Source organism: Nonomuraea sp. NPDC050394, assembly GCF_044459065.1.
Lineage (GTDB): Bacteria > Actinomycetota > Actinomycetes > Streptosporangiales > Streptosporangiaceae > Nonomuraea.
The window spans coordinates 285,626-310,528 of record NZ_JBITIO010000006.1; the positions used below are offsets into that span (position 1 = coordinate 285,626).

Here is a 24,903-nt window from a genome sequence, read left to right on the forward strand (position 1 = left end):
ACAAATAGGAAACTTTCCTATAAGAAAATTTGTCAGGTCCGGGGTCAGAACGCACGCACCCGCAAAGGGAGTATTGGCCACGATGTTCGCCACCCTGTCACCCGCGCAAGAGCGGATGTGGTTCCTGGACCGCCTGGCCGGCGGCGACTCCAGCTACACGATGGTGGTCGCGGCCCGGTTGAGGGGCCCGCTCGACGCCGCCGCCCTCACACGCGCCCTCGGCGAGCTGGCCGCCCGCCACGAGTCGCTGCGCACCGTCTTCCCCGAGGTGGGCGAGACCCCCGTGGCGGAGGTACGGCCGGCCGGACCGGTTGACCTGGAGGTCGTCGAGACGGACGAGGCCGGGCTCGCCGGCCTGATCTCCGCCCGTGCCGACGCCTCCTTCGACGTCGCCCGGGGGCCCCTGTTCAGGGCTTCGCTCCTGCGGGTGGCTCCCGCCGACCAGGTGCTGGTCATGACCATGCACCACCTCATCGGGGACGCCTGGTCGGTGGAACGTGTCATGTTCCCGCAGCTCGACGAGCTCTACACCGCCTTCGCCGCGGGCCGGGAGGCACCGCCGGCGCGGCAGGCCCCGCCGTACCGGGACTACGCCGCGACGCGCCGCGGGCAGGAGCACGAGGAGCAGCGGGCGTTCTGGCGGGCCGAGCTCGACGGGGTGCCCGTGCTGGAACTGGCGGCCGACCGGCCGCGGGCGGCGGTCAGGAGCACCGCCGGCGCCAAGCTCGTCCACACGATGCCGATCGAGGTCTGGAACGGCGTCGCCGAACTGGCCAGAGCCCGGCGGTGCACGCCGTTCATGGTGGTGATGGCCGCCTACCAGACCCTGCTCATGCGTCACACCGGCCAGGAGGACTTCTGCGTCGGCACGCCGGTCGCGGGACGGGACCGCGAGGAGTTCGAGGACGTCTTCGGCCTGTTCATCAACACGCTGGCCGTCCGCGCCGCGCTGGACGGTGACCCGACCGTTGGCGAGCTGCTCAAACGGGTGCGCAAGCGGCTGCTGCGCGGGTTCTCCAACGCCTCGGTGCCCTTCGAGCAGGTCGTCGGTGATCTCGGCGTGGACCGCGATCCCGCGCGTACGCCGATATTTCAGACCATGCTCATGCTCGGGCTCGTCGGCGAGCAGCCGCTGCGGCTGGGCGAGCTGGTCGGCGAGATGATGGGGACGGGGCCGGAGCGGGCCACGTTCGACCTGGCCCTGGACGTGGTCGTCGGCACGGACGCGCTCAACCTGGTGATCACCTACAGCACGGAGCGCTTCGACGCCGGGTCCGTCGCCCGCCTGGCCACGCATCTGGAGCGGCTGCTGCGGGAGATGCCCGCCCGGCCGGAGGCCAGGCTGAGCGAGCTGGACATGCTCGCGCCGCGAGAGCGGGCGATGCTGCTGGGCTCCGGCGCGCCGGTGGCCGGGCCGACGCCGCGGCTGGAGGAGCTGATCGCCGCCCAGGCCCGCCGTACGCCGCTAGCTCCCGCGGTGATCACCCCCGGCGACGTGCTCACCTACGCGGAGCTGGACGCGCGCGCGGCCGAACTGGCCGAGGACCTGCGCGAGCGAGGCGTACGGCCCGGCGCGCGGGTGGCCGTGTGCCTCAAGGCGAGCCCCGAGGCGATCGTCGCGCTGCTCGGCACCCTCAAGGCCGGCGCGACCTACGTGCCCCTCGACCCGGACCAGCCCGCCGACCGGCTGGCCGCGCTCATGGCCGACTGCGGCGCCGCGGTCGCGATCGGCACGTCGGTGCACGATCTGCCCACGCGTCAGGACGATCTGCCCGCGCCTCAGCGTGAGCCGTCCGGTGGTCCCGCCTACGTGATCTACACCTCGGGTTCCACGGGCGCGCCGAAGGGCGTCGTCGTGGCGCACGACACCGTCGTACGGCTCGCACGGGCCTTCATCGACCTCCACGGATTCGGCCCCGGCCAGCGGGTGCTCATGGTGCCGCCGCTCAGCTTCGACGCCTCGGCCGGCGACCTGTACCCGGCCTTCCTCAGCGGCGCCGCCATCGTGCTGCACCCCTCGCCCTTCGCGCTGACCGGACCGGAGGCGCTGGACCTGTGCGCCCGGCACGGCATCACGATGGTGGACGCGCCCACCGCGCTCTGGCGGCAGTGGGTGGACGACCTGGCCGGCCGGGACGCGGTGGAGCCGGGGCCGCTGACCACGGTCATGGTCGGCGGCGAGAGCGTGCCCGTGGACCGGCTGCGCACCTGGGCCCGGCTCACCGGCGGACGCCTGTCGTTCTTCAACCACTACGGCCCCACCGAGGCGACCGTGTGCGCGACCGTCTACCGGACGGTCGACGGGTCGGAACTCGGCCCGCGTCCCCACCTGCCGATCGGCAGGCCGCTGCCGCACGTGCGGGCCTATGTCCTGGACCGTCACGGCGCGCTCGCGCCCATCGGGGCGCCCGGCGAGTTGTATCTGGGCGGGCCGTGCCTGGCCGAAGGGTATCTGGGGCGGCCCGAGCTGACCGCCGAGCGCTTCGTCACCTTCCGCGGCGAGCGCGTCTACCGCACCGGGGACCGGGCCATCCGCCGCGCCGACGGGAACCTGGAGTTCCTGGGACGCGACGACCGGCAGCTCAAGATCAACGGCGTGCGGGTCGAACCGGCCGAGGTCGAGGCGGCCTGCCTTGCTCACGAAGGCGTACGGGAGGCCGTGGTCACCGGGGTGGGCGGGCGGCTGGTCGCCTACCTCACCGGGGACCGGATCACCCGGGCCGAGCTGCGTACCTTCCTGGCCGGCAAGCTCCCGGCCGGCATGGTGCCGCACGACCTGGTCATGCTCGACGCGGTGCCCATGACACCGCACGGGAAGATCGACTACCGGGCGTTGCCGCTGCCCGAGGTGGAGGCGGTGCCGTACGAGAGCCCGCGTACCCCCACCGAGCGGGCCGTGGCCGCGGTGTGGGAGGAGACGCTCGGCGTGCCCGTGGGGCGCCGGGACAACTTCTTCGACCTGGGCGGCCACTCGCTGCTCACGCCCAAGACCGCCGGGCGGATCGCCGCGCGCACCGGGCGGCCGGTCGGGCTCGACGTCTTCTTCGCCGCCGCCGACCTCGCCGAACTGGCCGCCCGCCTGGACGGGCAGGCGGTGCGCGGGCCGGACGTGCGGGCGGACGCGGTGCTGCCGGACGACGTGGTGGTCGCTCGGGTGCCGGGTCGCGTTCCGGCGCCACGGCGGGTGCTGCTGACCGGGGGCACCGGGTTCCTGGGGGCGTACCTGCTGGCCGGGCTGGCCTCGGCGGGGATCACCGTCCACTGCCTGGTCAGGGGGTCCGACCCGGGGGCGCGGCTCAGGGCCGGCCTGGAGCGCTACGGCCTGTGGAGACCGGAGCTGGCCGGCATGATCGTGCCAGAACCGGGTGACCTGGCGGCGGAAGGACTCGCCGGGCGGCTCGGCCACCTGGCCGCGTCCCTCGACCTCATCGTGCACAGCGGCGGCCTGGTGGACTTCGCCAAGCCGTACACGGGACTGCGGCCGGCCAACGTCGGCGGCACGCTGGAGATTCTCCGCCTGGCCGCCACGGCCGCGATCCCCGTGCACCTGGTCTCGACGCTCGGCGTCCACCTGGCGCCGGGGGAGCGGGTGGTGCGCGAGGACGACCCGCTGCCCGACCCGGACCTGCTGCACCCCGGCTACGACCAGAGCAAGTGGGCCGCCGACCGGCTCGCCGCCGCCGCGCGGGCCGCCGGGCTGCCGGTGAGCATCCATCGACCGGCCAGGATCAGCGGCGACACCGCCACCGGCGCCTGCCCGCCCGGCGACTTCCTGGGCAGGTTCTTCGCCACCTGCCTCACGCTGGGCGCCGTCCCCGACGGCGAGCGGTTCGACATGACCCCCGTGGACCACGTCGCGGCGGCGATCATCCACCTCGCCCGCGGCGGCGCCACCGGCGACTTCCACTACTACAACCCGCACACGCTCAGCTCCGCCCACATCCTCGCCGGCCTGCGGGAGCGCGGCTTCCCGCTACGGCTGGTCCCGGGCGCCGGCTGGCGGGCCGAGGTACGCGCGCGGCTGGCGGCCGGCGAACCCCTCCCCGTGGCCGCCTACCCCCGATCCTTCACCGAGTACGGCCCGGCCAAGGGCCCCGGCTTCGACTGCTCCCGCACCGAACGCACCCTGGCGGAAGCTGGGCTGACCTGCCCGCCCGCCTCCGCCCTCCTGGACGGCCTGCTCACCCACCTGATCGCCTCCGGTGAGCTTGACGTCACCGGCCCTGGTCAGCATTGAATAGGCGAGCTCACAAGTATCAAGGTCCGGGTCACACGGGAGACACCACCACATGAACACGCCATCTGCCGACGCCTCGTCCGTCCGGATCGGGGCTCTTGCCCCGCTGACCCGGCCGGGGTGGGCCGAAGCGGGCCGCCACCTGCTGGCCGGACTCGAGCTGGCCGCCGGCGAGGTCAACGACACCGGCGGGATCGGCGGACGGCCACTCGAACTGGTGGTCAGAGACACCGCGGCCGATCCCGAGAAGGCCGCGGCGGCCGTGGACGAACTGGCCGGTCTCGGCGTGGCGGCCTTGGCGGGGGAGTACCACAGCGTCGTCGCCCGTGCGGCCGCCGCCAGGGCCGATGCGCTCGGCCTGCCGTACCTCTGCTCGTCAGCGGTTCTCGACGCGCTCACCGAGCAGCCGGCGGACTGGGTCGCGCGCCTGGCTCCGGCGCAGTCCCGCGGCTGGCGGATCTACGCGGACTTCCTCCTCGGCGCGGGCCACAGCCGGATCGCCGTGGCCGCCCAGCCGAGCGTCTACTGGGCGTCGGGAACCCGCATCCTCCGCGACCACCTCACCGTCATCGACCTCGACATGGGCACGCTCACCCCCGCGGACGTGTGCGACGAACTCGCCGGAAACGGCGCCACCGCCCTCCTGCTCCTGGTCGGCCACCCGGACCCGGCGGTGCCGATCGTCCAGGCCGTGCGCCGCGACCCCCGCCTGTCCGAGATCTTGATCGGTGCTCCGGCCGGGCAGCCGGAGTTCGCCGGATGGGCGAGCGCGCTGGGCGACGACGGCGCCGGGATCCCGTTCCTGCGTTACCTGCCCGAGCGCCTCGGCCCGCTGGGAGCACGCGTCGAGACCGCCCTCCGCGAACGGCTGGCCGAAGCGCCCTCCTTCGTCGCCTTCGAGGGCTACGACACGATCACGGTCCTGGCCGAGGTTCTGCGTTCCCAGGGCGTGGACCGGGCGGGCATCGCCAAATCCTGGCCGCACGTGGCGGTCGAGGGCACCCGCGGCCGGATCCGGTTCTCCCGCACGCCGGGCATCGGCGTCTGGCAGTGGGCCTGGCCGCCCATCCAGGTCGCCGACCGGGATCCCGCGGAACCCGGCCGCTTCCGGATCCTCCACACGGGCTGACGCCCCCACGCGAAAACGCGTTGATCGGGCCCCGGACGCGGCATTAGGGTGCGGTCACGCCATCGACGTGAGGATATCGGCTTGACCCCGCCCGCTCTTTAGACCTGACCCCGCTTCCCGACGCCGCGCAGCCGCCGGCTGCTTCGGCGTGCCCGTCAGGTCTTCAGAGAGATCATGTCTTCACAACCTCATACCGATCATGTCGTGCTGCCCTGGATCGTCCGGCGCACCCGCCTGCCCCTGCTGACGCTGCGCTGCGTCGGCTGCGGGGCCGCGTCCGCCACCACGGGCGAGGGCCGGTTCCGCGTCAACGCCAACGGCAAGCTCCTCGACGTCTGGCTGCTGGTCCGCTGTGTCGCCTGCGACCGGACCGGCAAACTCACCGTGCACGAGCGGACTCCGGCCCGCTCGGTCGCGGACCTTCAGGCCTATGAGAACAACGATTCCGGGCTGGTCGCGCGCTGGTTGCTCGACCCGCTCCTCGCCCGGCGCAACCGCTTCACCCTGGACTGGACGGACGCCTGGCACCTCGCCACGCCGCCGGAACCGCCGGATCCGTGGTGGCCGGTGACGGTGGAGGTGTCCTTCGCCGACCCGGTTCCCGTCCGGCCCGACAAGCTGATCGCCCAGGGGCTGGGCATCAGCAGGGGCGAGGCCGAGCGCCGCATAAAATCCGAAACATCCCTCGTCCGACGGATAAATACAGACTTCTCGTTCATGGTTCTGCCGGCGGACTGACCAGCACCTGAGGCCCGCCCTCCGTGAGAGGGCGGGCCTCACGGCTGCGTTCTATCGGGACGGGCGGCGCTAGCGCACCAGCACGATCGAGTTGATGGGCGTGAAGTCGTACGGGGCGTAGGCGCCCACGGCGCGCTGGACGGGGTAACAATCAACGCCGTTGTAGCCCTTGCATATCTGGAAGCCGGCTCCGCCGGTCTGGCTGTTGATGAGGATCTTGGTGCCGATCACGTTGGACAGGTTGTGTGCCCCGTAGGAGTACCAGATGTTCCGGCGCGCTATGGAGCCGTCCGGCTCCTGGAGGCACACCGCGCCGCTGGGGCACGAGGCGGTGGCGCTTGACCGCAGGACTGGTTCGGCCTGCGCGGGACCGGTTGCGGACAGGGTGGCGGCCACGGCGCCGATGGCGGCCAGGCTCATCATCCGTTTCATGGATCTCCTCTGTTCGGCGAAGTGCGAGTCGATCTCGGTCTACCACCCGGGTGTTGATTGGCTTCAGGGCGCGCGGGACAGACAATCAATTCCAATCAACTCGCTGACCCGCCGCTGGAAGGGCGGGTGCCCCATCGCCTGTACCGCTCGCCGATCGGCCGGCCGGCTCGCCGGTGGGCTCAGCCGCCGGGGCCGGTCGGCTGGATCGGCGCGCCGTCGCCGTCGCGCTCGCAGGTCCCTGCGCACCTGTACGGTGTCCGGTCGACCCGCAACTCCACCTGCCTGCCGTCCGCGGAGGTGTAGACGGCGCCGAACCCGTCCTCGCCGACCGCGCCCACCGACTGCTCGGCCAGCTGGAACCCGGGCAGTTCCACCACGTACATCAGCTCGGGCGCCACACCCTGCCGGGTGGCCTGGTCGATGACGGCCTGGCTCAGCGCCGTACTGGAGCCACAGCCGGACAGCGCGATCAGCGCGAGCAGCGCGAGCAGCGCGAGGAGGGTGCGCATCCCCTCAGTGTGGTCCACGACGGTTTCACCGAGGTCACGGGTCGCATCCTCCGGCCGCGGGACCGGGTTCGCCGTCCGCGCGTCCATCACCTCGGAACCGGCCATCCGCGTACCGGGGCAGAGGGGTCAGGACATCACGGTGGGGATATCACCCAGGCGTGCTCCGGCATGGTGGCGGGCCGGTGACAGGGGCGCCCGCACGTTCACCGCCGGCGTTGCATGGACAGGGCCTGGCGCCAGTGCTCGGCCGCCTGGGCCATGTCGTGGCCGAGAAGTTCGAAGAACTGGCTGGTGGTGTGGAGCCGGTCGCCCGTGGGGGTGCCGGTGCCGAAGATCCCGGCCCCGTGCCGGGCGGTGGCGGCCCACATCGCCATCGAGCGGGCGCTGGCCGACCAGGTGCGGTACCAGACGTCGACGTCGACGACGTACCGCATACGGCGCGCTTCCCGCTCCCGGGTGACCATCTCCCTGAGCTCCAGCCACCTGATGGCATGGGAGATGGTCGCCGGGCTGACCTGAAGGTGCCGGACCAGCTCGGCGGTGGTGAGGCTGCCGCCCTCGCTGATGAACAGCGCGGCGAACACCTTGGCCGTCATGGGCGCCATCCCGCTCTCGATCATCATGGCGACGAACCGCTCCTCGAACTCCCTGACCGTGGGGGTGTCACCGGCGTGGGCGGCCGGGACGCCGGTGTGGGGAGCTCGCCTGCGCCGCCGGGCGCGCCAGCTCGTCGCCTGCTGCGCGCGGGCGGCCAGGTAGCCGTGCGGGCCGCCGTTCCTGGCGATCTCGCGGGTGACGGTGGATCTGGGTCGGCCCAGCCTGCGGGCGATCTCCGCGTACGTCAGACCGGCCGACACCCCCTCGGCGATGCGGCGGCGTTCCTCGGCCGTCAGCCGGTCTCCTGGCATGTGATCCGTCTTCCTCTTGTTGCACTCAGCTACATGCTCATTGCGCCAGAATAGTGGAATCTGCCAGCGGTTATGTGTTTTGTGAGTTGTCTTCGGGCAAGCGCGATCCTAGCCTTCTCCTCGGAACGAAGAGGAGAGCCATCATGGAAAAGGTCGTCATCGTCACGGGCGCCTCCGCCGGGATCGGCAAGGCCACCGCCCTCGAACTCATCCGCGCCGGCCACATCGTCTACGGCGCCGCCCGCCGCGTACACCAGATGGAAGACATCCGCGACGCCGGCGGGCACGCGCTGGCGCTGGACGCACGCCGGCCGGAGGACCTGGAACGGGTCATCGGCACCGTCGCCGAGGAGCGGGGCCGCATCGACGTGCTGATCAACAACGCCGGTACCGTGCTGCACGGCGCGGCCGAGGACGTCTCCATCGAGCAGGCGCGCGACCAGTTCGAGGTCAACGTGTTCGCACCCGCGCGGCTGGTGCAGCTCGCCCTGCCGTACATGCGTGAACAGGGGTCCGGCACGATCATCAACATCTCCTCCATCGGGGGCGAGATCGCGCTGCCGCTCGGCTGCTGGTACTACGCGACCAAGCACGCGCTGGAGGCCTACTCCGACACCCTGCGCATGGAGGTCGAGCCGTTCGGCATCGACGTCGTGATCATCCAGCCCGGCATCATCAAGACCGAGTTCGAAGACCACACGCCGCGGGACCTGCGCGAGATCTCCGGCGCGACCGCCTACGGCGCCATGGCCGAGGCGATGGCCGAGCGCGCCGAGTCGCAGCTCGGTGAGGACGCCCAGGGTTCTGACCCGGGCGTCGTCGCCACCGTGATCCGGGAGGCCATCGAGGCCGGCAAGCCCGCCACGCGCTACGCGGTGGGCTGGATGGCCGACCGGCTCCTGGAGCTCAACAGGACGTTGACGGACCGCGAGTTCGACAAGCTCGTCACGAACTTCGCCGGCAAGTAGCCCGGCGACCGACTCGTGCTCGTGCCGGCTCATCACCCCCTCGGACAAGGGAACGTGCGCGGCGACGGCCGGCCGCTGCGCGTCGTGAGCCGCCGCAGGAGAACCCGAGGTCGGCGCGGCCGCGAGCACGGGGTTTCGGACAGGCCGGTCCGGGGGGTCGCCCGGCCGTGAGATTGACGATCGGGGAACGAACCGACGTCAATCGGATACGCGAAGGCACGGGCCGGCGTCGACGAGCCCGCGAGTGCCCGGTGGCGGAGTTATGACATGACCGAAACCGCCACCGTGACTACTTGTCGGCGCACCTCACCCTTGATCGACTCTCCTCGTCAGGAAGAGAGGAAGACAATCATGGTAGGCAGAACCTTAGTCGCGGCGGCCGTCCTCGCGGCGGCCCTGGCCGCGACCCCGTCGGCAAGCGCGGAAACACCCCCACCCGACACTGCCGCCGCGAAGAGCGTCACGCTGGTCACCGGCGACCGGGTGAGCGTCGACCGCGGCCGGATCACCTTCACGGCCGGTCCCGGGCGGACGAACGTCCGCTACATCACCGAGGGCACCAAGGACGACTGGACGCTCATCCCGCTCGACGTCGCGGGCGACGTGGCCAGGGGAGCGCTCGACCGCAACCTCTTCCGGGTTCCGCAGCTGATCAAGGACGGTCTCGGCGAGAAGCAGCTGCCGCTGATCGTGCAGTACCGCCAGGGCGCGGCACCGATGACAGCGCTGTCGGGAGCACGTCCGCTGGCCTCCATCAACGCGGTCGCCACGGCCGGCGCCACCTGGGCCCAGCTCAGCCAGGACCGGTCGGTGCAGAAGGTGTGGCTGGACGCCCCCGTCAAGGCCACGCTCGACCGCAGCGTGCCGCAGGTCGGCGCCCCGGAGGCGTGGAAGGCCGGTTTCACCGGTGAGGGCGTGAAGGTGGCCGTTCTGGACACCGGCGTCGACGACCGCCACCCCGACCTGGCCGGGCGCGTGGACGCTTCGGCCAACTTCAGCGAGAGCGCCGACGCCATGGACCGCGCCGGTCACGGCACCCACGTGGCCGCCACCATCGCCGGTCAGGGCGCGGCGGGCACGCCCGCGCGCAAGGGCGTCGCGCCGGGCGCCCGGCTGCTCAACGGCAAGGTGCTCGACGACGGAGGCAGCGGCTACACCTCCGACATCATCGAGGGCATCGACTGGGCCGCCCAGCAGGGCGCCAAGGTCATCAACATGAGCCTCGGCGCTCCCGACCAGGCCGGCCTGGACCCGCTGGAGCAGGCGGTCGAGCGCTACTCCGCCGAGCGCGACATCCTCTTCGTCATCGCGGCGGGCAACGAAGGCCCGCGGCCGGGCAGCCTGGGCAGCCCGGGCAGCGCCGACGCGGCGCTCACCGTCGGCGCCGTGGACTCCGACGACAAGCTCGCGAGCTTCTCCAGCCGTGGCCCCCGTGCGGGCGACTTCGCGCTCAAGCCCGACCTGACCGCTCCCGGCGTGGCCATCGCCGCGGCCAAGGCGGGCGGCGCCGATCACGTACGGATGTCCGGCACCTCGATGGCCACCCCGCACGTCGCGGGCGCCGCGGCCATCCTCGCCCAGCAGCACCCCGGCTGGACCTCGCGCGAGCTCAAGTCCGCCCTGGTCACCTCGGCCAAGACCGGTGGCAGCGTCTGGGAGTACGGCACCGGCCGTCTCGACGTGGCCAACGCGGTACGGCAGAGCGTCACGGCCGACGCGGGCACGCTCGCCTTCGGTCACCTGCGCTGGCCGTACGAGGACAAGCCCATCGAGCGCACCCTCACCTACCGCAACGCCGGCACCGCGCCCGTCACCCTGAACCTCGCCCTGGAGGCCACCGACCTGGAGGGCAAGGCCGCGCCGCAGGGTGTGTTCACGCTGGGCGCCACGCAGGTCACCGTCCCGGCGGGCGGTACCGCCCCGGTCACCGTGACCGCCGCGCCCAAGGCGGCCTCCACCACCGCGTACGGCGGGCGGATCACCGCCTCGTCCGAGGGCGTGGCCCTGTCGACGCTGATCAGCTTCGGCAAGGAGCCGGAGAGCTACGACCTGCACGTCAAGCTCATCGACCAGCTCGGCACCGTCCCCGACGACTCCGAGGACTTCATGCCGATGACCCTGATGCCCGAGAACGGCGGGCCGCTCATCCAGATGGGCATCAACCACGGCGACAGCGAGGGCCCGATCCGCGTGCCCGCCGGCCGCTACCTGGCCTACACCGTCATGCGGACCCAGTTCCCCGACGGGCACGCGGAACTCAGCGTCGTGCCGATCACCGGCCTGGAGGTGAAGGCCGACCGTGAGGTCGTCTTCGATGCCAGGACCGCCAAGATGATGGAGGTCAAGACCGACCGTCCCGACGCCAGGACGGCGGGGGAGGAGTTCGTCTTCTTCCAGAAGCGGCAGGACGGCAAGGAGTGGGCGGCGAGTTTCTCCATCGACCGCTTCTCCCTGCCGCGCAACGTCCCGCCCGACCCGCTGCGCTTCCGCGTCGCGCCCACCACGGCCAAGACGTCCGGGTTCCGCTTCGAGAAGTTCACCCAGCTCGCCGCCCTGCGCTCGGACGGCAGGTTCACCGACAGCCCGTACGTGTACAACCTCGTGCTGCGCAAGGACGGCGTGGTTCCCGGGAAACTGCGCACACGTGACCGCGAGCTGGGCAAGGTACGCGCCGACCTCGCCACCCTGCGGGCCGGAGCCACCGGCGCGCCGGGCGCGGGACCCATGGCGGGCGGGCCTCTCGGCGACGGCTTCACGGGCTGGAGCCAGGTGGTCACCGCGCTGCCCGTGACCCAGGCCTGGTACTTCACTCCCGGCATCCCCTGGGAGCGCGCCTTCGAGACGATGCCGAGCGGACGGCTTCACCAGACGATCGAGGAGGCCGCCGCGCGTACCTTCCGCGCCGGACGTGAGGAACACGAGCGGTGGAACTCGGGAGTCGTGGGTACGGCCCTGCGTGAGCGGACCCTGTTCACCAGGACCGGCACCGGGTTCGAGGTCGGCAACCTGCCCCTGTGGCACGCGGCCGGGCGCGACCGCGTCACCGGCAGCAGCGACTACGGCGACGGCACCACCACGCTGCTGCGCGACGGCAAGGTCGTCGCGACGGCCGGCCAGCTGCCCAACTACACCGTGAACCTGCCCGCCACGCCCGGCTCGGGGCGCTTCCAGCTCCGCGTCGAGGGCACGGCCGACCCCAGGGCAACCGAGCTGTCGTCCAAGCTCACGACCGAGTGGTCGTTCACCTCCGCGGGCGCGGGCCCGGTGCCGGTGTTCGTCCTGCGGGCCGAGCCCAAGCTCGACCTGAACAACGCCACCCGCCCGGGTCTGATGACCCTGCCGCTGCGGCTGCAGCGCATGGAGGGCGCGACCAAGCCGATCACCAAGGTCACCGCGGAGGTATCCACCAACGGGACCTCCTGGCATCGGGTCGCGGTCGTGCCGACGGGCCGCGACAGCTGGCACGCGCTCCTGCTGAACCTGCCGCGTTCGGGCGACACCGTCTCCCTGCGGCTGTCGGCACGTGACAGCGCCGGCGCCACGGTCACCCAGACCGTCGAGCGCGCGTTCCGGGTGCGCTGAGCCCCGGGCTGATCCGGTGGAACCGCAGCTCCACCGGATCAGCCCTATGCGCGATCAGCTTCCGGCCGCCTCCAGCACGAAGACGGGGATCAGCCGGTCGGTCTTCTCCTGATATTCGGCGTACGGCGGAAACGCGGCGACCGCGCGCTCCCACCACTCGGCCCTCTCCTTCCCGGTGACCTCCCTGGCCGTCATGTTCTGGCGTCCGGGCCCGTCCTGGAGTTCCACGTGCGGGTTGGCCTTGAGGTTGAAGTACCAGACCGGGTGAGCCGGGAATCCGCCCTTCGAGCCCACGGCCGCGTACCGCCCCTCGTGCTCCACGCGCATCAGCGGGATCTTGCGGACCTTGCCGCTCTTCGCGCCGCGCATCGTGACAATGACCACGGGCAGTCCCGTGTCCCAGAGCGTCGTCCCCTCGGTGCCGCCCGAGCTCTCGTACAGCTCGACCTGGTCGCGCACCCACTGCCGCGGACTCGGCTCGTACTCGCCCTCTAGAGGCATCGTGTCCATCCCATCGTCGCCCATCGGCACGGCGGTCCCATCAGACGATCACAACACATCCTCACGCGTATGTGGAGCCCGTCAAGATCGCGAAGATCGCGGGTATGGGTGTCGCCGCGTTCGTGACCAGGGTCTTCGTCATCCAGGACCCTGAACTAGGCTGGCAGGGCGAGGGGAGTACTTCGTAAGAGCCGGCCCGGTCAGTACGGACGTGATGGGACGTCCCCGGACGGCCGCCCGCGTGGAGGCGGGTGAAGGAGACCTCGGACGGCCACGTACGTTCGAGGAGGCTCTCCATGCCTGTTGTGGCAACCGTTCTTTCCGCTGACCTGCCGACGATCGGCACCCCGTCGTTGTGGGCGATCACCGTGGCCGCGCTGGCCGTACTGCTGGGCGTGGACTTCGTCCTGACGCGGCGCCCCCACGAGGTGCGCATGCGCGAGGCCGTGGGGTGGTCGCTTTTCTACCTCGCGCTGCCGGTGGCGTTCGGCGTGTATCTGTGGCAGGCGTTCGGGAGCGGGATCGCCGTGGAGTTCTTCACCGGGTACGTGGTGGAGAAGTCGCTGTCGGTGGACAACCTGTTCGTCTTCATGCTGCTGCTGTCGGCCTTCGCCGTGCCGGCCGTCTATGCCCAGCGGGTGCTGCTGTACGGCATCATCGGCGCCCTGGTGCTGCGCGCGATCTTCATCGCGCTGGGCGCGGCCGTCCTGCAGAGCGGGACGTGGGCGTTCCTGCTGTTCGGCGCGATCCTCATCGTCACGGCCGGGAAGGTGATGAAGGACGCGCTGGCCGGCCACGAGCAGCAGGTCGACATCTCCCGCATGCGTTCGGTACGGCTGCTGCGGCGCCTCATGCCGGTCACCGACGACTACCGCGGCTCACGCCTGGTGGTGCGGGAGGGCGGGCGCCGGGCGCTGACGCCGCTCGCGCTGGCCATGGTGGCCGTCTTCGTCACCGACATCGTCTTCGCCGTCGATTCCGTGCCGGCCGTGTACGGCGTCACGGAGGACCCCTTCCTCGTCTTCGCCACCAACGCCTTCGCCCTGCTCGGCCTGCGGGCGCTCTACTTCGTCCTCCAGGGCGCCCTGGCCAGGCTGCGCCACCTCAACCACGGCCTGGCCGTCATCCTGGCGTTCATCGGCGTCAAGCTGGTGCTGCACTGGGCACACGGCATCTGGCCCGCCATCCCGGAGATCCCCACCCTGATGTCACTCGGCGTGATCATCGCGGTCCTGGCCATCGTCACGATCACCAGCCTGAGCTCCGGAGAGCGATCCGGCGGCCCGCCGGCTCCGCGGCCCTGACATCCGGGTCAGGAGTCCGTGCGCGGAACGAGCAGGCCGCGGTGGAACGCCTCGGTGACGGCGGCGGCGCGGTCGTTCACCCCGAGCTTGGTGTAGATGTTCAGCAGGTGGGACTTGACGGTGGCCTCGGTGATGAACAGGCGGGCGGCCGCCTCGCGGTTGGTGTTGCCCGCCGCCACCAGTTCGAGGACCTCCAGCTCGCGAGGGCTGAGCACCTGCGGCGCGGGTGCCCGCATCCGGTTCATGAGCCGGGCGGCCACCGTCGGGGACAGCACGCTCTCGCCCCTGGCCGCGGCCCGCGCGCCGCGCAGCAGTTCCTCGCGGGGGGAGTCCTTGAGGAGGTAGCCGGTGGCGCCCGCCTCGATCGCCGGCAGGACGTCGGTGTCGGAGTCGTAGGTCGTCAGCACCAGCACGTGCGCGGTGACGCCGAGCCGGGTGAGCTCGACGATCGCGCTGAGCCCGTCCATGCCGGGCATGCGCAGATCCATCAGGATCACGTCGGGCCGGAGCTCCTGGGCGAGCCGTACGGCGGCGGCGCCGTCCGCGGCCGCGCCCAGCACCTCGAATCCGGGCGCGGAGGCGAACATGCTGCTCAGCCCGTCCCTGACAACAGGATGGTCGTCGGCGATCAGCAGCCGGATCATGTGCCGCTCCCGGCAGGACAGGGGACGCAGGCCGAGATGCCGGCGCCGGCGCCGGGTTCGGACTCGATCCGCAGGCTGCCGGACAGTCCTTCCACCCGGTGCCGCATGATCGTCAGGCCGAACCCGCCGTCCTCAAGGCTCGCGGGGTCGAAGCCCCTGCCGTCGTCGCGCACGTCCAGCGCCACCTCCTGCTCCAGATAGGACAGCGTCACCCCGACCCTGCTCGCGCCCGCGTGCTTGGCCACGTTGGCCAGCGCCTCCTGCGCCGTGCGCAGCAGCGCGAACTCGGCCTCGGGCACCAGCGGCCGCGCCGTACCGGTCGTCGTGACCTGGACGGGCAGGCCGTGCAGCTTCGACCACCGGCCGGCGACGGCGACGAGCGCGTCGCCCAGGCGCGCGGCCTGCAGCGGCTCGGGCCGCAGCGCGTCGACCGAGCGCCGCGCCTCGGCCAGGCTCTCCCGCGCCAGGTTCTTCACCGCGTCGAACGGCCGCAGCCACGGCCCCGGGACCTCATGCATCTGCTCGGCCGCCTGAAGCTGCGCGATGATGCCGGTGAGCCCCTGCGCCAGGGTGTCATGGATCTCGCGGGCCATCCGCTGGCGCTCATCGAGTACGCCCGCCTCCCTGGCCTGGGCGAGCAACTGGGCATGCAGGCCGGCGTTCTCGGCGAGCGACGCCTCCAGCAGCCGGTTCGTCCGGCTCAGCTCGTCGAGGGTCTGCTCGCGCCGCTCCTCCTCCTTCTCGGCGAGCCGCAGGACCCAGGCGCAGCCGCACATCAGGGCGATGTTGAACGCGATGATGGTCACGTGCATCGCCAGGCCGAGCGCGTCCGTCGTGGGGATGCCGGAGGCCTGCGCCGTACCGGCGAGGACCGCCGCGGCGGCGACGCCCAGCAGCCGCCACGGCCAGCGCAGGACGGTGAAGGAGTAGATGTACGCGGCGGGGGTGAAGAGCCCGAAGGCGGGGTGACGGGCCACCAGGACCGCGGTGATCACGAGCACCCCCGCGACGAACACCGCCATGATCCGCGGCCGGTTCCGCCAGCCGGGCCGCAGGGTGAACATGCCGAGCATCCACGCGGCCGCCAGCCCGCACAGGCCGAGGTCGACGAGCAGGGAGCCGTCCGCCCAGTCCTCCACGATCAGCAGGATCGCGACGAGCAGCGCCAGCAGCGCGTACGGCACCACGTTGACCAGCAGGAACGGCGGCTCCCGCGAAATCGAGATCTTCCTGCTCACAACTCCCTCTCCCCGCGAGATTCTATTCCCAGCGGAACCAGCGGACCGCGACGAACGCGCACACCACCGCGTAGGCCGCCAGCGTCAGCAGCGGCACGACGGACGGAAAGTGACCCAGGTAGGCGTCCTGGAACGCCCCCATCCCCGCGCCGAGCGGCGTGTAGTGGGCGATGTCGCGCAGCAGCGGCGGCATCTGGGAGATCGGCATCCAGAGTCCGGCGAAGAACATCAACGGGAAGAACAGCACCGTGCCGATCGCCGTGGCCGGAGCACGGCCGGGCGCGAGCGCGGTGATCAGCAGCCCGATCGAGAGCAGCGCGGCCGCGGCGAGCAGCCAGGCGAGGGCGAATCCGAGAGGATGCCGGGGCAGGTCGACGCCGAAGCCGAACCAGGCCGTCGCGAGGAACAGGACCATGGCGATGACGGCGATGGCGAAGTTGGCCACGAGCTGGGCGGCGAGCACGCGGGCCGGGCCGACCGGCGTGGTCCGCATGCGCCGCAGCACGCCGTTCTCCCGGTAGCCCGCGAGCGTGGTCGGCAGGGAGGCCGTGGCCAGGATGGCCAGATTGAACAGGATCAGTACAGGAACGTAGAGGTCGAAGTACGTCAGGCCGCCGCCGGCCCGCACGGGTTCCCGCAGATCGGGGACGCTGCCGAGGATGATCAACAGGATCAGCGGGAAGCCGATACCCCAGAGGGGCGCGACCTTGTCCCGGACGCACAGGGTGCTCTCGGCCTTGACGAGCCGCCACGTGGCCGAGCCTGGCTCGGCGGTGCGCAGGGTTGACATGGGTGTGAGGTCCTCTCGGTGATCGGTTAGCGGGGGCCGGATTCGAGGCGCTTGCCGGTCAGCTGGACGAACGCGTCCTCCAGGCTCGCCTGCTCGACGCGCAGCCGTTCCGCCACGATCTGGTTGCGGGCCAGGACGGTGGTGACGGCGTTGAGCGCGTTGTCGGAGCCGCTGACGATGACGAGTTCGCCCTGGCGGGTGACGCCGGTGACGTCGGGCAGGCCGGTCAGCAGGCGGTCGTCCATCGGCCTGGACGGGCGGAACTGGATCCGCTGCCCGATGCGCGCCCGCTCGGTCAGACCGGCCGGGGTGTCCACCATGACGACGCGGCCGGCGTCGATCAGCGCGAGCCGGTCGCAGAGCCGTTCCGCCTCTTCCATGAAGTGGGTGACCAGCACGATCGTCACCCCGCGGGCGCGCACGCCCTCGATCAGGTCCCAGGTGTCGCGCCGGGCCTGCGGGTCGAGACCGGTGGTGAGCTCGTCGAGGATCGCCACCCGGGGGCCGCCGATGAGCGCCAGCGCGATGGAGAGCCGTTGTTTCTGGCCGCCGGACAGCTTGCCGTACCTGGTCTTCGCCTTGTCGGCCAGGCCCAGGTCGTCCAGCAGCCCGCGCCAGCCGGCGGGCCGGGGGTAGAAGGAACTGTAGAGCTCCAGGGCCTCGGCGACCTGGAGCCGCTCGGGGAGGTGGCCGGCCTGCAACTGGACGCCGAGCCGCCGGGTCAGCTCGGCGCGGTCCCGCAGGGGGTCGAGCCCGAGCACCCTGATCTCACCGCGATCCGGCATGCGCAGGCCCTCGACGCACTCCACGGTCGTCGTCTTGCCGGCGCCGTTCGGGCCGAGGATGCCGAAGATCTCACCTTCCTGGATGGTGAGCGAGACGTCGTCGACGGCGACCTTGTCCGCGTAGCGCTTGTGGAGGTTCCGTACCTCAATGACTGGTGGCATGCCCGTCAGCCTGCTATGACCAGCGCTTTTCCGGCATCGGCCAGGGGGCGGGACCTGGCGGTCAGCCGATCGGTGGATCGCCGCCCGCCGGACGGCGGATCACCGGCCGCCGTCGAGCCCCTTCAGGCGGCGGCGGACGCGTTCGGCGGCGCCGACCAGACGGAGGACCCTCCTGGTTCCCGGATCTTCGTGGAGCGCGAGCGTGCTCACGTACTTCGCGATCGTCATGCCGATCTGGCGGGTCACCTCGTCGTCGCGGCCCCGGGTCTCTTCGAGGCCGGTGAGGACCGTGAACCAGAGCACGAGCACGATGATCGTGTGGCCGGCCCGCCACTTCTGGTCGGCGTTCAGGTAGGCCTCGGCCAGGTCCCACTTGGTCTGCAGGGTGAGCGAGTGGTTGGCGCCCAGGGCCCGTTCGGCGTCGGTGGCGAGCCGCCGGTAGTAGGCGAAGGCCCGCCGGTCCTCCCCGCGCCGCGCGTACAGGCCGCCGAGTTCGAGCCGGGTCTCCAGCGTGTCGAGCGCGCCGGGGCCGAGCACCCGCTGCTTGTCCGCGACGAGCCGTTCGAACGCGCCGATCGTGACGTCGAGGGGATCGAGCGGCGTGCGCAGCAGGGCCAGGGTCGTCCGCATGGACAGCAGGGCCGGGTGGCCGGATCCCTCGTGCGCGGCGATCGTCCTGTCCAGGAAGGCGACGCCTTCCCGCCTCGACACGGTACGCGCCAGGTGGACGCCGTGGGCGACGGCCAGATCGGCCGAGCTGTCGTCGAGTTCGGCCAGGCCGCCTGCCGCGACGAACGCGGCGAGGTGCGGGGCCAGCCGGGCCGCCGGCTCCGGTCCATCGGTCCAGGCGGCCCGCAACGTCCGGCCCGCCTCGCGCCGGGACTCGGGGGCCCGGCTGACGGCCTGGACCAGCCGGTGCACCGAGAGCGCGTCCCCGGACGGGGTGACCAGCCCGTACGCGGCGAGGTGCCCGGCGGCGGCCTTGGATTCGTCCGGGAACATGCTGATGGGGATGTCGTCAGGGGCGAGCCAGGCCAGGGTGGCCAGGACCCGCCCCGGAAGCGGCCCGTGCCGGGCGGCGATCCGGTCCAGTGTGATCTGCCAGGTCCGCGCGACGGTCCGGTCGAGGTCCCCGCCCGCGTGCGTCCAGTCCAGCACCGCGCCGTCGCCGGAAAGGTGCCGCAGATACGTCCGCGCGGAGACGTGGTTCTGGGCCATGTAGTGCCCGGCCATCTCGATCGCGAGCGGCAGCCCGCCGAGCGCCGCGCACAGCTCCTCGCCGCCGTCGAGCAGGCCGCGATCGGCCACCCGCCTGTCCAGCATCTGTACGGCCTCGCCGGCGGACAGCACGCCCAGCCGGATGGGTGTGGCGATGTCCTCCCAGCCGACGACCTGGCGGCTGGTCACCAGGAACCGCCCGCCGGGAAGCGAGCCGATCAGCTCCGCGGCCTCCGGCGGACGGGTCACGTTGTCGAGGATCAGCAACCACCCCGTGTGGCTGGCGAGCCACTGCCTGGCCCACTCGACGGGCCGCTCCGGGGCGCCCTCCGGGTACAGCTGCAGGGCGAGCGCTTCCAGGCCGAAGTCGATCTGGGCCGGATCCTCGGCGTCGATCCACCAGATGGGGTTGCGCCGGCCGACCTGGGCCAGCGCGTACCGCAGGGCGAGCGTGGACTTCCCGATCCCGCCCAGCCCGGTCAGGACCTGGGCGTTCCCGCCGGAACGCCGCCTCAGGGCCTTGGCCAGTGCCGCGCGCTCCTTCTCCCGCCCGACGAACAGGCGGGCGGCCGCGCGTGTCGAGCGCAGCCGCACGACGCGGGGCCGGGCCTGCACCGTGGCGGCCGGGACCGGAGGTGGAGCCTGGACGATGTTGTTGACGATGTTGAGGGCGCCGTCGCCGGTGTTGACGATGCCGCCCCTGTTGAGCCAGACCCGTACCTTGTCGGCCATCGGTCACCCCCTCCAGCGCATTGTTCGCCGGGATCAGCCACCGCGCCAGGGGAGCGACGCGGCCACGACGTTCCTGGAACGCGCCGGCCATGCCGCGCCCGAACGGGGAAACGATCCGGCGGGCCCGCCACGCCCGCACCGACGACCGAAGGCCCCGGGCCTGGCGCTCACCGACAGCGCTCGGGAGGGGGCGTCTCCATGACGCGGTCCTCCGCGTGGGGGCCTCTCCTGGCTGTGCCGGCGGCGGCCGGGTAGGACCGCTGTCATCGGGCGAGCAGGCGCCGGATGTCCGCCAGGAGTTTCGCGTCGGCGGCCAGATGCGCCTCGGCGTTGTCGAACAACACGTCGGCCAGCGGCGACAGCCCCTGGCCAGGACGTCACCGCCCGCCCCGTCACCTGATCGCCCGCGACCGGCTCAGATGAGAGCCGGCCGGGCGCACTGGAGGCATTCCTTCCGGCGCCGCAACCAGTACGCAACGGTCGCCACCCCAACCGCCAACCCCCACAGCGGCCACAACGCCATGGGGTTGGACGGATCGACGGTTACGAACGCGCCCACGAGAATGCGCCAGCCGGCGTTGACCAGCACCATGGTCACGAGCGCGGCCGGCGCCACGGCCGGCCATACCGGGACCGTCCTGCCCCCGAGCACCGGGATCCAGCGCGGGAACACCTCGCCCCATCGATGCGCCAGCCCGAGCGTGAGCGCCGCGCCCACCGCGCCGAACGTGGCCAGCCCCACCCCCGCCCAGACCAGCCCGCTCTCGTGCATCGCGGCCAGCTCGGTGGCCCCGATGCCCACGGCGAGGCCCAGGCCCCACGCCCACCGCGTCACGGCGTACAGCAGCGGGATCGCCGCGCCCGTGTAGGCGGCGATCCGGCCCCACCGCAGCAACTGGGCACCCGTCCAGCGCGCCGCACCGCCACAGTGGGCGCACGCGCCGCGGCCGCGCCGCACGTGGACGAGCGTGGCCAGGCCCCACAGCAGCCCGCCGGTCAGGAGGACGAACTGGTGACACAGCGACCACGTGAACACCTCGCCCAGATCGACCGGCGGCCAGCCGAACGGCAGCCCGCCGATGAGCATCGGCAGATAGCCGAGAACCGTGAGCGCCCGCCCGTCAGGGGCGATCACGGCCAGCAGCACCGCGGCCGCCGCGCCGAATCCGGCGAGCGGCCGGCGGGCGTAGGTGAACCCCCTGGCCATGGCGAGGCCCGCGACCGCGCCCGCCGCGCCGAGTGCGATGGCCGCGGGCGCCGCGTCGGCCGCTTGTAAGAGGACGAGGAAATCGCGGTCGTCGCCCGGATCCAGCGGATCCTCCGCCGCCCTGCCCCAGGGAAAGGTGTTCCAGCCCAGCAGCCAGGTGACGCCCAGCAGGGCGTAACCGGCCGACCATGTCGCGGCCGCGTATCCGGCGGCTTCCGGCCATCTCTTGAACATGTTCAAAGCATGGGCCCGTACGGCTGTGAAGGGTCTGAGGGACCCTGAGAAACGACTGAGCGCTCACGGGTGGTGGGTGACGAGGCGACGGGACAGGTGCTGGGCCCAGCCGGTCGTGGGGTGGCGGGGGCCGAGGATGCGGACGGCGAGGGTCACGGCGCGGGCGGCGCATGCGATGGCCTGCCGGGTGTCGCCTGCCGCGTGGTGGGCCAGGGCCAGGTTGCCGAGCCGTACCACCAGCTCGGGGTGGTCGGGGGGCAGGGCGCGCTCGGTGAGGTCCAGCGCCTGGAGCTCCAGTGCGAGCGCCTGCTCGTGATCGCCCACACCCGCCAGCGCGGCGGCCAGGTTGCCCAGGTGGCGGCCAAGGTCGGGGTGGCCGGGCGGCAGCGTCGCGGTCGCGATGGCCAGGGCGCGGCGGGCCATCGGCAGCGCGTCGTGGGCACGGTCGAGGTCGATGTAGACGGCGGCCAGGTTGCCGACCCGGGGGGCCAGGTCACGGTGGCGGGGGCCGAGGGAGGCCTCGGCGATCGCGACGGCGCGTACGGCGTGCTGCAGGGCGTCGTCCCTGCGCAGGCCGCTGAGCGTGGCGGCGAGGTTGGTCAGGAAGCCGATCAGCGCGGGATGGTCGGGGCCGAACCGGTCCTCGGCCAGGGTCAGCGCGCGTTCGGCCAGCGGGAACGCTTCCTTGAACCGGGCGTGCAGGTTGAGCAGGCGGCTGGTGTCGCGAAGGAGCCTGCCCAGGGACATCGAGGGCTGGTGGACCGGCATCAGCGAGGCGACGGCGACGGCGTGCGGATGCAGGTCCAGGCCCTCCGGCCACTCGTCGAGGGCGAAGGCGCGACGCTCGGGCAGCCGCGTGAGCAGCATGGACAGCGCGTCCCTGGCCGCCGCGTCGAGGAGGCGGGCGTCCCTGGCCTGCGCGCGTACCGCGCTCTGGACCAGCCGGTGGATGGCGACGCCGCCCGCGCTGCGCTTGACCAGGCTGTAGGACGCCAGCAGGGCCAGGTCGCGCAGGGCCGCCTCGTCGAACAGCGTGAGCGGGATGTCGTCGGGGGCGAAGCAGGACAACGCGCGCAGGAGCGCCAGCGCGGCCGGGCTGGTCCGCTCGACCTCCCGCATGCTGATCCGCCAGATCTTCGAGATGGTCTGCTCGGGATCGCCGCGATGGGCCACGGGCGCGTACAGGCCGGAGGTCTCGTCGAGTTTGGTGAGGTACGCGGTGATGTCGCCGTGGGTCTCCTCGATGTAGGCGCCGGCCTGTTCGATGGCGAGGGGCAGGCAGCCGAGCGCGGCGGCCAGGCGGGTGGCCGGTTCGCGGTCCTTGCCGTCGGCCGCGCTGAGCATGAGCAGGTCGGTGGCCGCCTCCAGGGACAGCACGTCCAGGGCGATGAGCTCGCGTACCCGCCAGGCCCGCGCGCCCAGGTCGCGCCGCGTGGTGACGATGATGTGGCCGCGCATCTGGGCCAGGAGGTCGCGTACCTGGGCGGGGTTGTGCACGTTGTCCAGGACCAGCAGCCAGCCGTCGTGCTCCAGCAGCCAGGTCTTGGCCCAGACGGCGGCCTGGCGGGTGGGCACCTCGACCGGGTGCTCGGGCACGAGGAAGCGGGTGAGCTGGGCCAGACCGGCCTCGATCTGCTCGGGCGACTCGGCGGTGATCCACCAGATGACGCGGTAGTGCTCGCGGTTGGCCGTCGCGTACTGCAGGGCCAGTTCGCTCTTGCCGACACCGCCCAATCCGTAGACGACCTGGGAGACGACGACGGAGGCCGCGCCGGTCAGCGCCGTTCCGAGGGCGGCGAGCGCGTCGGCGCGGCCGACGAAGTCGAGGGCCGGCGGCTTGGTGAGGTTGCTCAGCCCGCGCGGCGCGGGCACGTCGCCGGGGCGGGGGAGTGGCAGGGCGGAGGCGCCGAGCTGGGCGCCGTCTCCGGTGATGATGATGCCGGAGTTGGCGCCGCCCAGGGCGGCGGAGCGCGGGCCGATGGGCTCGTTCAAGTTCAGCGGGGTCGGACCTGGGGGTTCGCGGGTACGGCGGCGCCGTACGCCTCGCTGACATCGATCGCGACCGTCGCGGCGTCCATGGGCGCACCTCCCGGGGGTCCAGCCCGATCGTAGCCCCAGCCAAGATCACTCGCTGCGCCACGGTACGGCCGGTCCTGCGCTCGTCCGGCCCGCGCAACCCGCCCGGACCGCCACGACGGCAGGATCCACGCTGAGTCACCCGTCCGCTGGAAGATCCTCGAGCTCCTGGCCGAGGCCTCGGTCGAGCGGCTCGGGGTGTCCTGCCCGCCCCCGGTCAGCTCCAGGAACTGACCGAGTGGCCGATCCTTTAGGACGGCGAGGACGGATCCGGCTAGGCCGGGTTCGAGGCGTTCGCGGCTTGAGGTTCGCCGGCCCCTTCGCGGACGGGGCGGGCTTGGCCCTGTCGAAGAGGGCGGCGACCGCGATGGCGGCGACGACGAAGCCCGCGGCGATCAGGAAGGCGAGGCTGTAGCCGTCGCGTTCGGCGGTGAGGGTGGCGATGCCCTGGCCGATCAGCGTGTCGGTGCGCAGGGTGGCCGTGGTGGCGATCACCGCGGTGCCGAGTGCGGCGCCGACCTGCTGGGCGGTGTTGGTCAGGCCGGAGGCCAGGCCCGCGTCCGAAGGTCGCGCCCCCGTCATGGCGCGCATGATGAGGGCGGGGATCGCCAGACCCATACCGAGGCCCATCAGGGCCAGGACCGGCATGATCTCGACCAGGTGGTCACCGTCGGCGGGAGCGCGGCTCAGGAGGATCAGCGATGAGGTAGGCGTTCATCACCCACGCCAGGCCGGGCTGGGTGAAACCGAGCTGGTACTGGATGGTGGGCAGGGCGACCGCGGGCGATCCTGGACGCCGCCCTGGACCTATGCGCCGAGCTGGGATACGGCCGCGTGACCGTGGAGGCGATCGCGGCCCGCGCCGGCGTGAGCAAGAAGACGATCTATCGCTGGTGGTCGTCCAAGGGCGCCGACCTCGAGCTCGCCCTCGATCTGCTGTACGCCCCGCTCTACTACCGCCCGCTCCTGCGCCTGGAACCGGCCACCAGCCCCGAGCGCATCCACGCGATCATCGATCACGTCATCCGGGCGCTGAACGACCAGAAATGATCGCACCGCCACCAAGTCGGATGGGCAGCGCGCCGGACGGAGTCGTCACGTTGTGTAGTTGGCTCGATACTCTGAGATATCTTCGTGTCGAAGAACTAGGAGTGGCCCGCTGGGGTTCGTTCATCCCGGGCCGGGCCAGGGTGATCGTCGGCTTCCGCGACTGCGGGATCCCGCTCCACCCGCAAGTCTGAGGAGCTGGCATGGCAACAGGCACCGTGAAGTGGTTCAACGCCGAGAAGGGCTTCGGTTTCATCGAGCAGGACGGCGGCGGCGACGACGTCTTCGCGCACTTCTCCAACATCGCCGCCCAGGGCTACCGGGAACTGCGGGAAGGCCAGAAGGTCTCCTTCGACATCGTCCAGGGCCAGCGGGGCCTCCAGGCGGAGAACATCGTGCCTTCCTGACCCCGGGCCGTCATCGGCCACGCCGTGCGGCGAACCGCCGCAGGGCAGGTCCGCG

At 71.9% G+C, this 24,903-nt stretch carries 20 protein-coding genes; 8 read left to right on the top strand and 12 right to left on the bottom strand.

Features of this window, described 5'->3' with window-relative positions; genetic code table 11:
• The first annotated feature begins 82 nt into the window (after nt 1–82).
• The 3 genes from ACIBKY_RS25130 (at nt 83) to ACIBKY_RS25140 (ending at nt 6,104) form a co-directional block, all read left to right on the top strand.
• Nucleotides 83–4,237, top strand: coding sequence for an amino acid adenylation domain-containing protein (locus ACIBKY_RS25130; RefSeq protein ID WP_397099941.1), 4,155 nt, complete (start codon nt 83–85; stop codon nt 4,235–4,237).
• A 52-nt stretch (nt 4,238–4,289) separates the two neighbouring features.
• Nucleotides 4,290–5,366, top strand: coding sequence for an ABC transporter substrate-binding protein (locus tag ACIBKY_RS25135; RefSeq protein WP_397099943.1), 1,077 nt, complete (start codon nt 4,290–4,292; stop codon nt 5,364–5,366).
• 204 nt (nt 5,367–5,570) lie between these two features.
• Complete coding sequence (locus ACIBKY_RS25140) at nt 5,571–6,104, top strand: DUF1062 domain-containing protein (protein ID WP_397099945.1); 534 nt, start codon at nt 5,571–5,573, stop codon at nt 6,102–6,104.
• 69 nt (nt 6,105–6,173) lie between these two features.
• Here ACIBKY_RS25140 and ACIBKY_RS25145 read toward each other — a convergent pair whose 3' ends face one another.
• From ACIBKY_RS25145 to ACIBKY_RS25155, 3 genes are all read right to left on the bottom strand, one after another.
• Nucleotides 6,174–6,536, bottom strand: a complete 363-nt coding sequence (locus tag ACIBKY_RS25145; RefSeq protein WP_397099946.1) for a hypothetical protein — start codon at nt 6,534–6,536, stop codon at nt 6,174–6,176.
• Between the two features lie 179 nt (nt 6,537–6,715).
• Nucleotides 6,716–7,045, bottom strand: a complete 330-nt coding sequence (locus ACIBKY_RS25150; protein WP_397099948.1) for a hypothetical protein — start codon at nt 7,043–7,045, stop codon at nt 6,716–6,718.
• 203 nt (nt 7,046–7,248) lie between these two features.
• Nucleotides 7,249–7,953, bottom strand: coding sequence for a helix-turn-helix domain-containing protein (locus ACIBKY_RS25155; RefSeq protein WP_397099950.1), 705 nt, complete (start codon nt 7,951–7,953; stop codon nt 7,249–7,251).
• Between the two features lie 143 nt (nt 7,954–8,096).
• Here ACIBKY_RS25155 and ACIBKY_RS25160 point away from each other — a divergent pair, with 143 nt between their 5' ends.
• Both ACIBKY_RS25160 and ACIBKY_RS25165 read left to right on the top strand, forming a co-directional pair.
• The gene (locus ACIBKY_RS25160; RefSeq protein ID WP_397099952.1) at nt 8,097–8,921 is read left to right on the top strand and encodes an oxidoreductase; all 825 of its coding nucleotides are present in this window, start codon (nt 8,097–8,099) and stop codon (nt 8,919–8,921) included.
• A 351-nt stretch (nt 8,922–9,272) separates the two neighbouring features.
• A complete protein-coding gene (locus ACIBKY_RS25165; protein WP_397099954.1) occupies nt 9,273–12,503 on the top strand; it encodes a S8 family peptidase in 3,231 nt (1,076 codons plus the stop codon).
• A gap of 54 nt (nt 12,504–12,557) precedes the next feature.
• Here the strand turns inward: ACIBKY_RS25165 and ACIBKY_RS25170 are convergent, their stop codons facing one another.
• Nucleotides 12,558–13,004 (bottom strand): nitroreductase family deazaflavin-dependent oxidoreductase, encoded by a 447-nt coding sequence (locus ACIBKY_RS25170; RefSeq protein WP_397099956.1) that lies wholly within the window; start codon nt 13,002–13,004, stop codon nt 12,558–12,560.
• 296 nt (nt 13,005–13,300) lie between these two features.
• Here ACIBKY_RS25170 and ACIBKY_RS25175 point away from each other — a divergent pair, with 296 nt between their 5' ends.
• Nucleotides 13,301–14,308 (top strand): TerC family protein, encoded by a 1,008-nt coding sequence (locus ACIBKY_RS25175; RefSeq protein WP_397099957.1) that lies wholly within the window; start codon nt 13,301–13,303, stop codon nt 14,306–14,308.
• A gap of 8 nt (nt 14,309–14,316) precedes the next feature.
• Here the strand turns inward: ACIBKY_RS25175 and ACIBKY_RS25180 are convergent, their stop codons facing one another.
• The 8 genes from ACIBKY_RS25180 to ACIBKY_RS25215 form a co-directional block, all read right to left on the bottom strand.
• On the bottom strand, nt 14,317–14,952 hold the full coding sequence (locus tag ACIBKY_RS25180) for a response regulator (RefSeq protein WP_397099959.1): 636 nt from the start codon (nt 14,950–14,952) through the stop codon (nt 14,317–14,319).
• Entirely contained in the window at nt 14,949–16,190 is a 1,242-nt protein-coding gene (locus ACIBKY_RS25185; RefSeq protein ID WP_397099961.1) for a sensor histidine kinase, read from the bottom strand. Before ACIBKY_RS25185 ends, ACIBKY_RS25180 begins: the two co-directional genes overlap by 4 nt.
• Before the next feature lie 22 nt (nt 16,191–16,212).
• Nucleotides 16,213–16,980, bottom strand: a complete 768-nt coding sequence (locus tag ACIBKY_RS25190) for an ABC transporter permease (protein ID WP_397099963.1) — start codon at nt 16,978–16,980, stop codon at nt 16,213–16,215.
• A 26-nt stretch (nt 16,981–17,006) separates the two neighbouring features.
• Nucleotides 17,007–17,927, bottom strand: a complete 921-nt coding sequence (locus ACIBKY_RS25195; RefSeq protein ID WP_397099965.1) for an ABC transporter ATP-binding protein — start codon at nt 17,925–17,927, stop codon at nt 17,007–17,009.
• Nucleotides 17,928–18,026: 99 nt separating this feature from the next.
• Nucleotides 18,027–19,877: an AAA family ATPase gene (locus ACIBKY_RS25200; RefSeq protein ID WP_397099967.1), complete on the bottom strand. Its 1,851-nt coding sequence runs from the start codon at nt 19,875–19,877 to the stop codon at nt 18,027–18,029.
• 415 nt (nt 19,878–20,292) lie between these two features.
• On the bottom strand, nt 20,293–21,318 hold the full coding sequence (locus tag ACIBKY_RS25205; RefSeq protein ID WP_397099969.1) for a hypothetical protein: 1,026 nt from the start codon (nt 21,316–21,318) through the stop codon (nt 20,293–20,295).
• A gap of 63 nt (nt 21,319–21,381) precedes the next feature.
• Nucleotides 21,382–23,310: a tetratricopeptide repeat protein gene (locus tag ACIBKY_RS25210; protein ID WP_397099971.1), complete on the bottom strand. Its 1,929-nt coding sequence runs from the start codon at nt 23,308–23,310 to the stop codon at nt 21,382–21,384.
• A 222-nt stretch (nt 23,311–23,532) separates the two neighbouring features.
• The gene (locus ACIBKY_RS25215) at nt 23,533–24,093 is read right to left on the bottom strand and encodes a hypothetical protein (protein WP_397100499.1); all 561 of its coding nucleotides are present in this window, start codon (nt 24,091–24,093) and stop codon (nt 23,533–23,535) included.
• Between the two features lie 90 nt (nt 24,094–24,183).
• Between ACIBKY_RS25215 and ACIBKY_RS25220 the strand changes: the two genes are divergently transcribed.
• Complete coding sequence (locus tag ACIBKY_RS25220; protein ID WP_397100500.1) at nt 24,184–24,444, top strand: TetR/AcrR family transcriptional regulator; 261 nt, start codon at nt 24,184–24,186, stop codon at nt 24,442–24,444.
• Between the two features lie 200 nt (nt 24,445–24,644).
• On the top strand, nt 24,645–24,848 hold the full coding sequence (locus ACIBKY_RS25225) for a cold-shock protein (RefSeq protein WP_397099973.1): 204 nt from the start codon (nt 24,645–24,647) through the stop codon (nt 24,846–24,848).
• Nucleotides 24,849–24,903 lie beyond the last annotated feature (55 nt).

Coding starts and splice junctions, on each gene's coding strand:
- ACIBKY_RS25150 (WP_397099948.1), bottom strand. CDS start 7,045: ATGCGCACCCTCCTCGCGCTGCTCGCGCTGCTCGCGCTGATCGCGCTG.
- ACIBKY_RS25175 (WP_397099957.1), top strand. CDS start 13,301: ATGCCTGTTGTGGCAACCGTTCTTTCCGCTGACCTGCCGACGATCGGC.
- ACIBKY_RS25130 (WP_397099941.1), top strand. CDS start 83: ATGTTCGCCACCCTGTCACCCGCGCAAGAGCGGATGTGGTTCCTGGAC.
- ACIBKY_RS25135 (WP_397099943.1), top strand. CDS start 4,290: ATGAACACGCCATCTGCCGACGCCTCGTCCGTCCGGATCGGGGCTCTT.
- ACIBKY_RS25200 (WP_397099967.1), bottom strand. CDS start 19,877: ATGGCCGACAAGGTACGGGTCTGGCTCAACAGGGGCGGCATCGTCAAC.
- ACIBKY_RS25225 (WP_397099973.1), top strand. CDS start 24,645: ATGGCAACAGGCACCGTGAAGTGGTTCAACGCCGAGAAGGGCTTCGGT.
- ACIBKY_RS25180 (WP_397099959.1), bottom strand. CDS start 14,952: ATGATCCGGCTGCTGATCGCCGACGACCATCCTGTTGTCAGGGACGGG.
- ACIBKY_RS25195 (WP_397099965.1), bottom strand. CDS start 17,927: ATGCCACCAGTCATTGAGGTACGGAACCTCCACAAGCGCTACGCGGAC.
- ACIBKY_RS25145 (WP_397099946.1), bottom strand. CDS start 6,536: ATGAAACGGATGATGAGCCTGGCCGCCATCGGCGCCGTGGCCGCCACC.
- ACIBKY_RS25205 (WP_397099969.1), bottom strand. CDS start 21,318: ATGTTCAAGAGATGGCCGGAAGCCGCCGGATACGCGGCCGCGACATGG.
- ACIBKY_RS25165 (WP_397099954.1), top strand. CDS start 9,273: ATGGTAGGCAGAACCTTAGTCGCGGCGGCCGTCCTCGCGGCGGCCCTG.
- ACIBKY_RS25170 (WP_397099956.1), bottom strand. CDS start 13,004: ATGCCTCTAGAGGGCGAGTACGAGCCGAGTCCGCGGCAGTGGGTGCGC.
- ACIBKY_RS25160 (WP_397099952.1), top strand. CDS start 8,097: ATGGAAAAGGTCGTCATCGTCACGGGCGCCTCCGCCGGGATCGGCAAG.
- ACIBKY_RS25190 (WP_397099963.1), bottom strand. CDS start 16,980: ATGTCAACCCTGCGCACCGCCGAGCCAGGCTCGGCCACGTGGCGGCTC.
- ACIBKY_RS25155 (WP_397099950.1), bottom strand. CDS start 7,953: ATGCCAGGAGACCGGCTGACGGCCGAGGAACGCCGCCGCATCGCCGAG.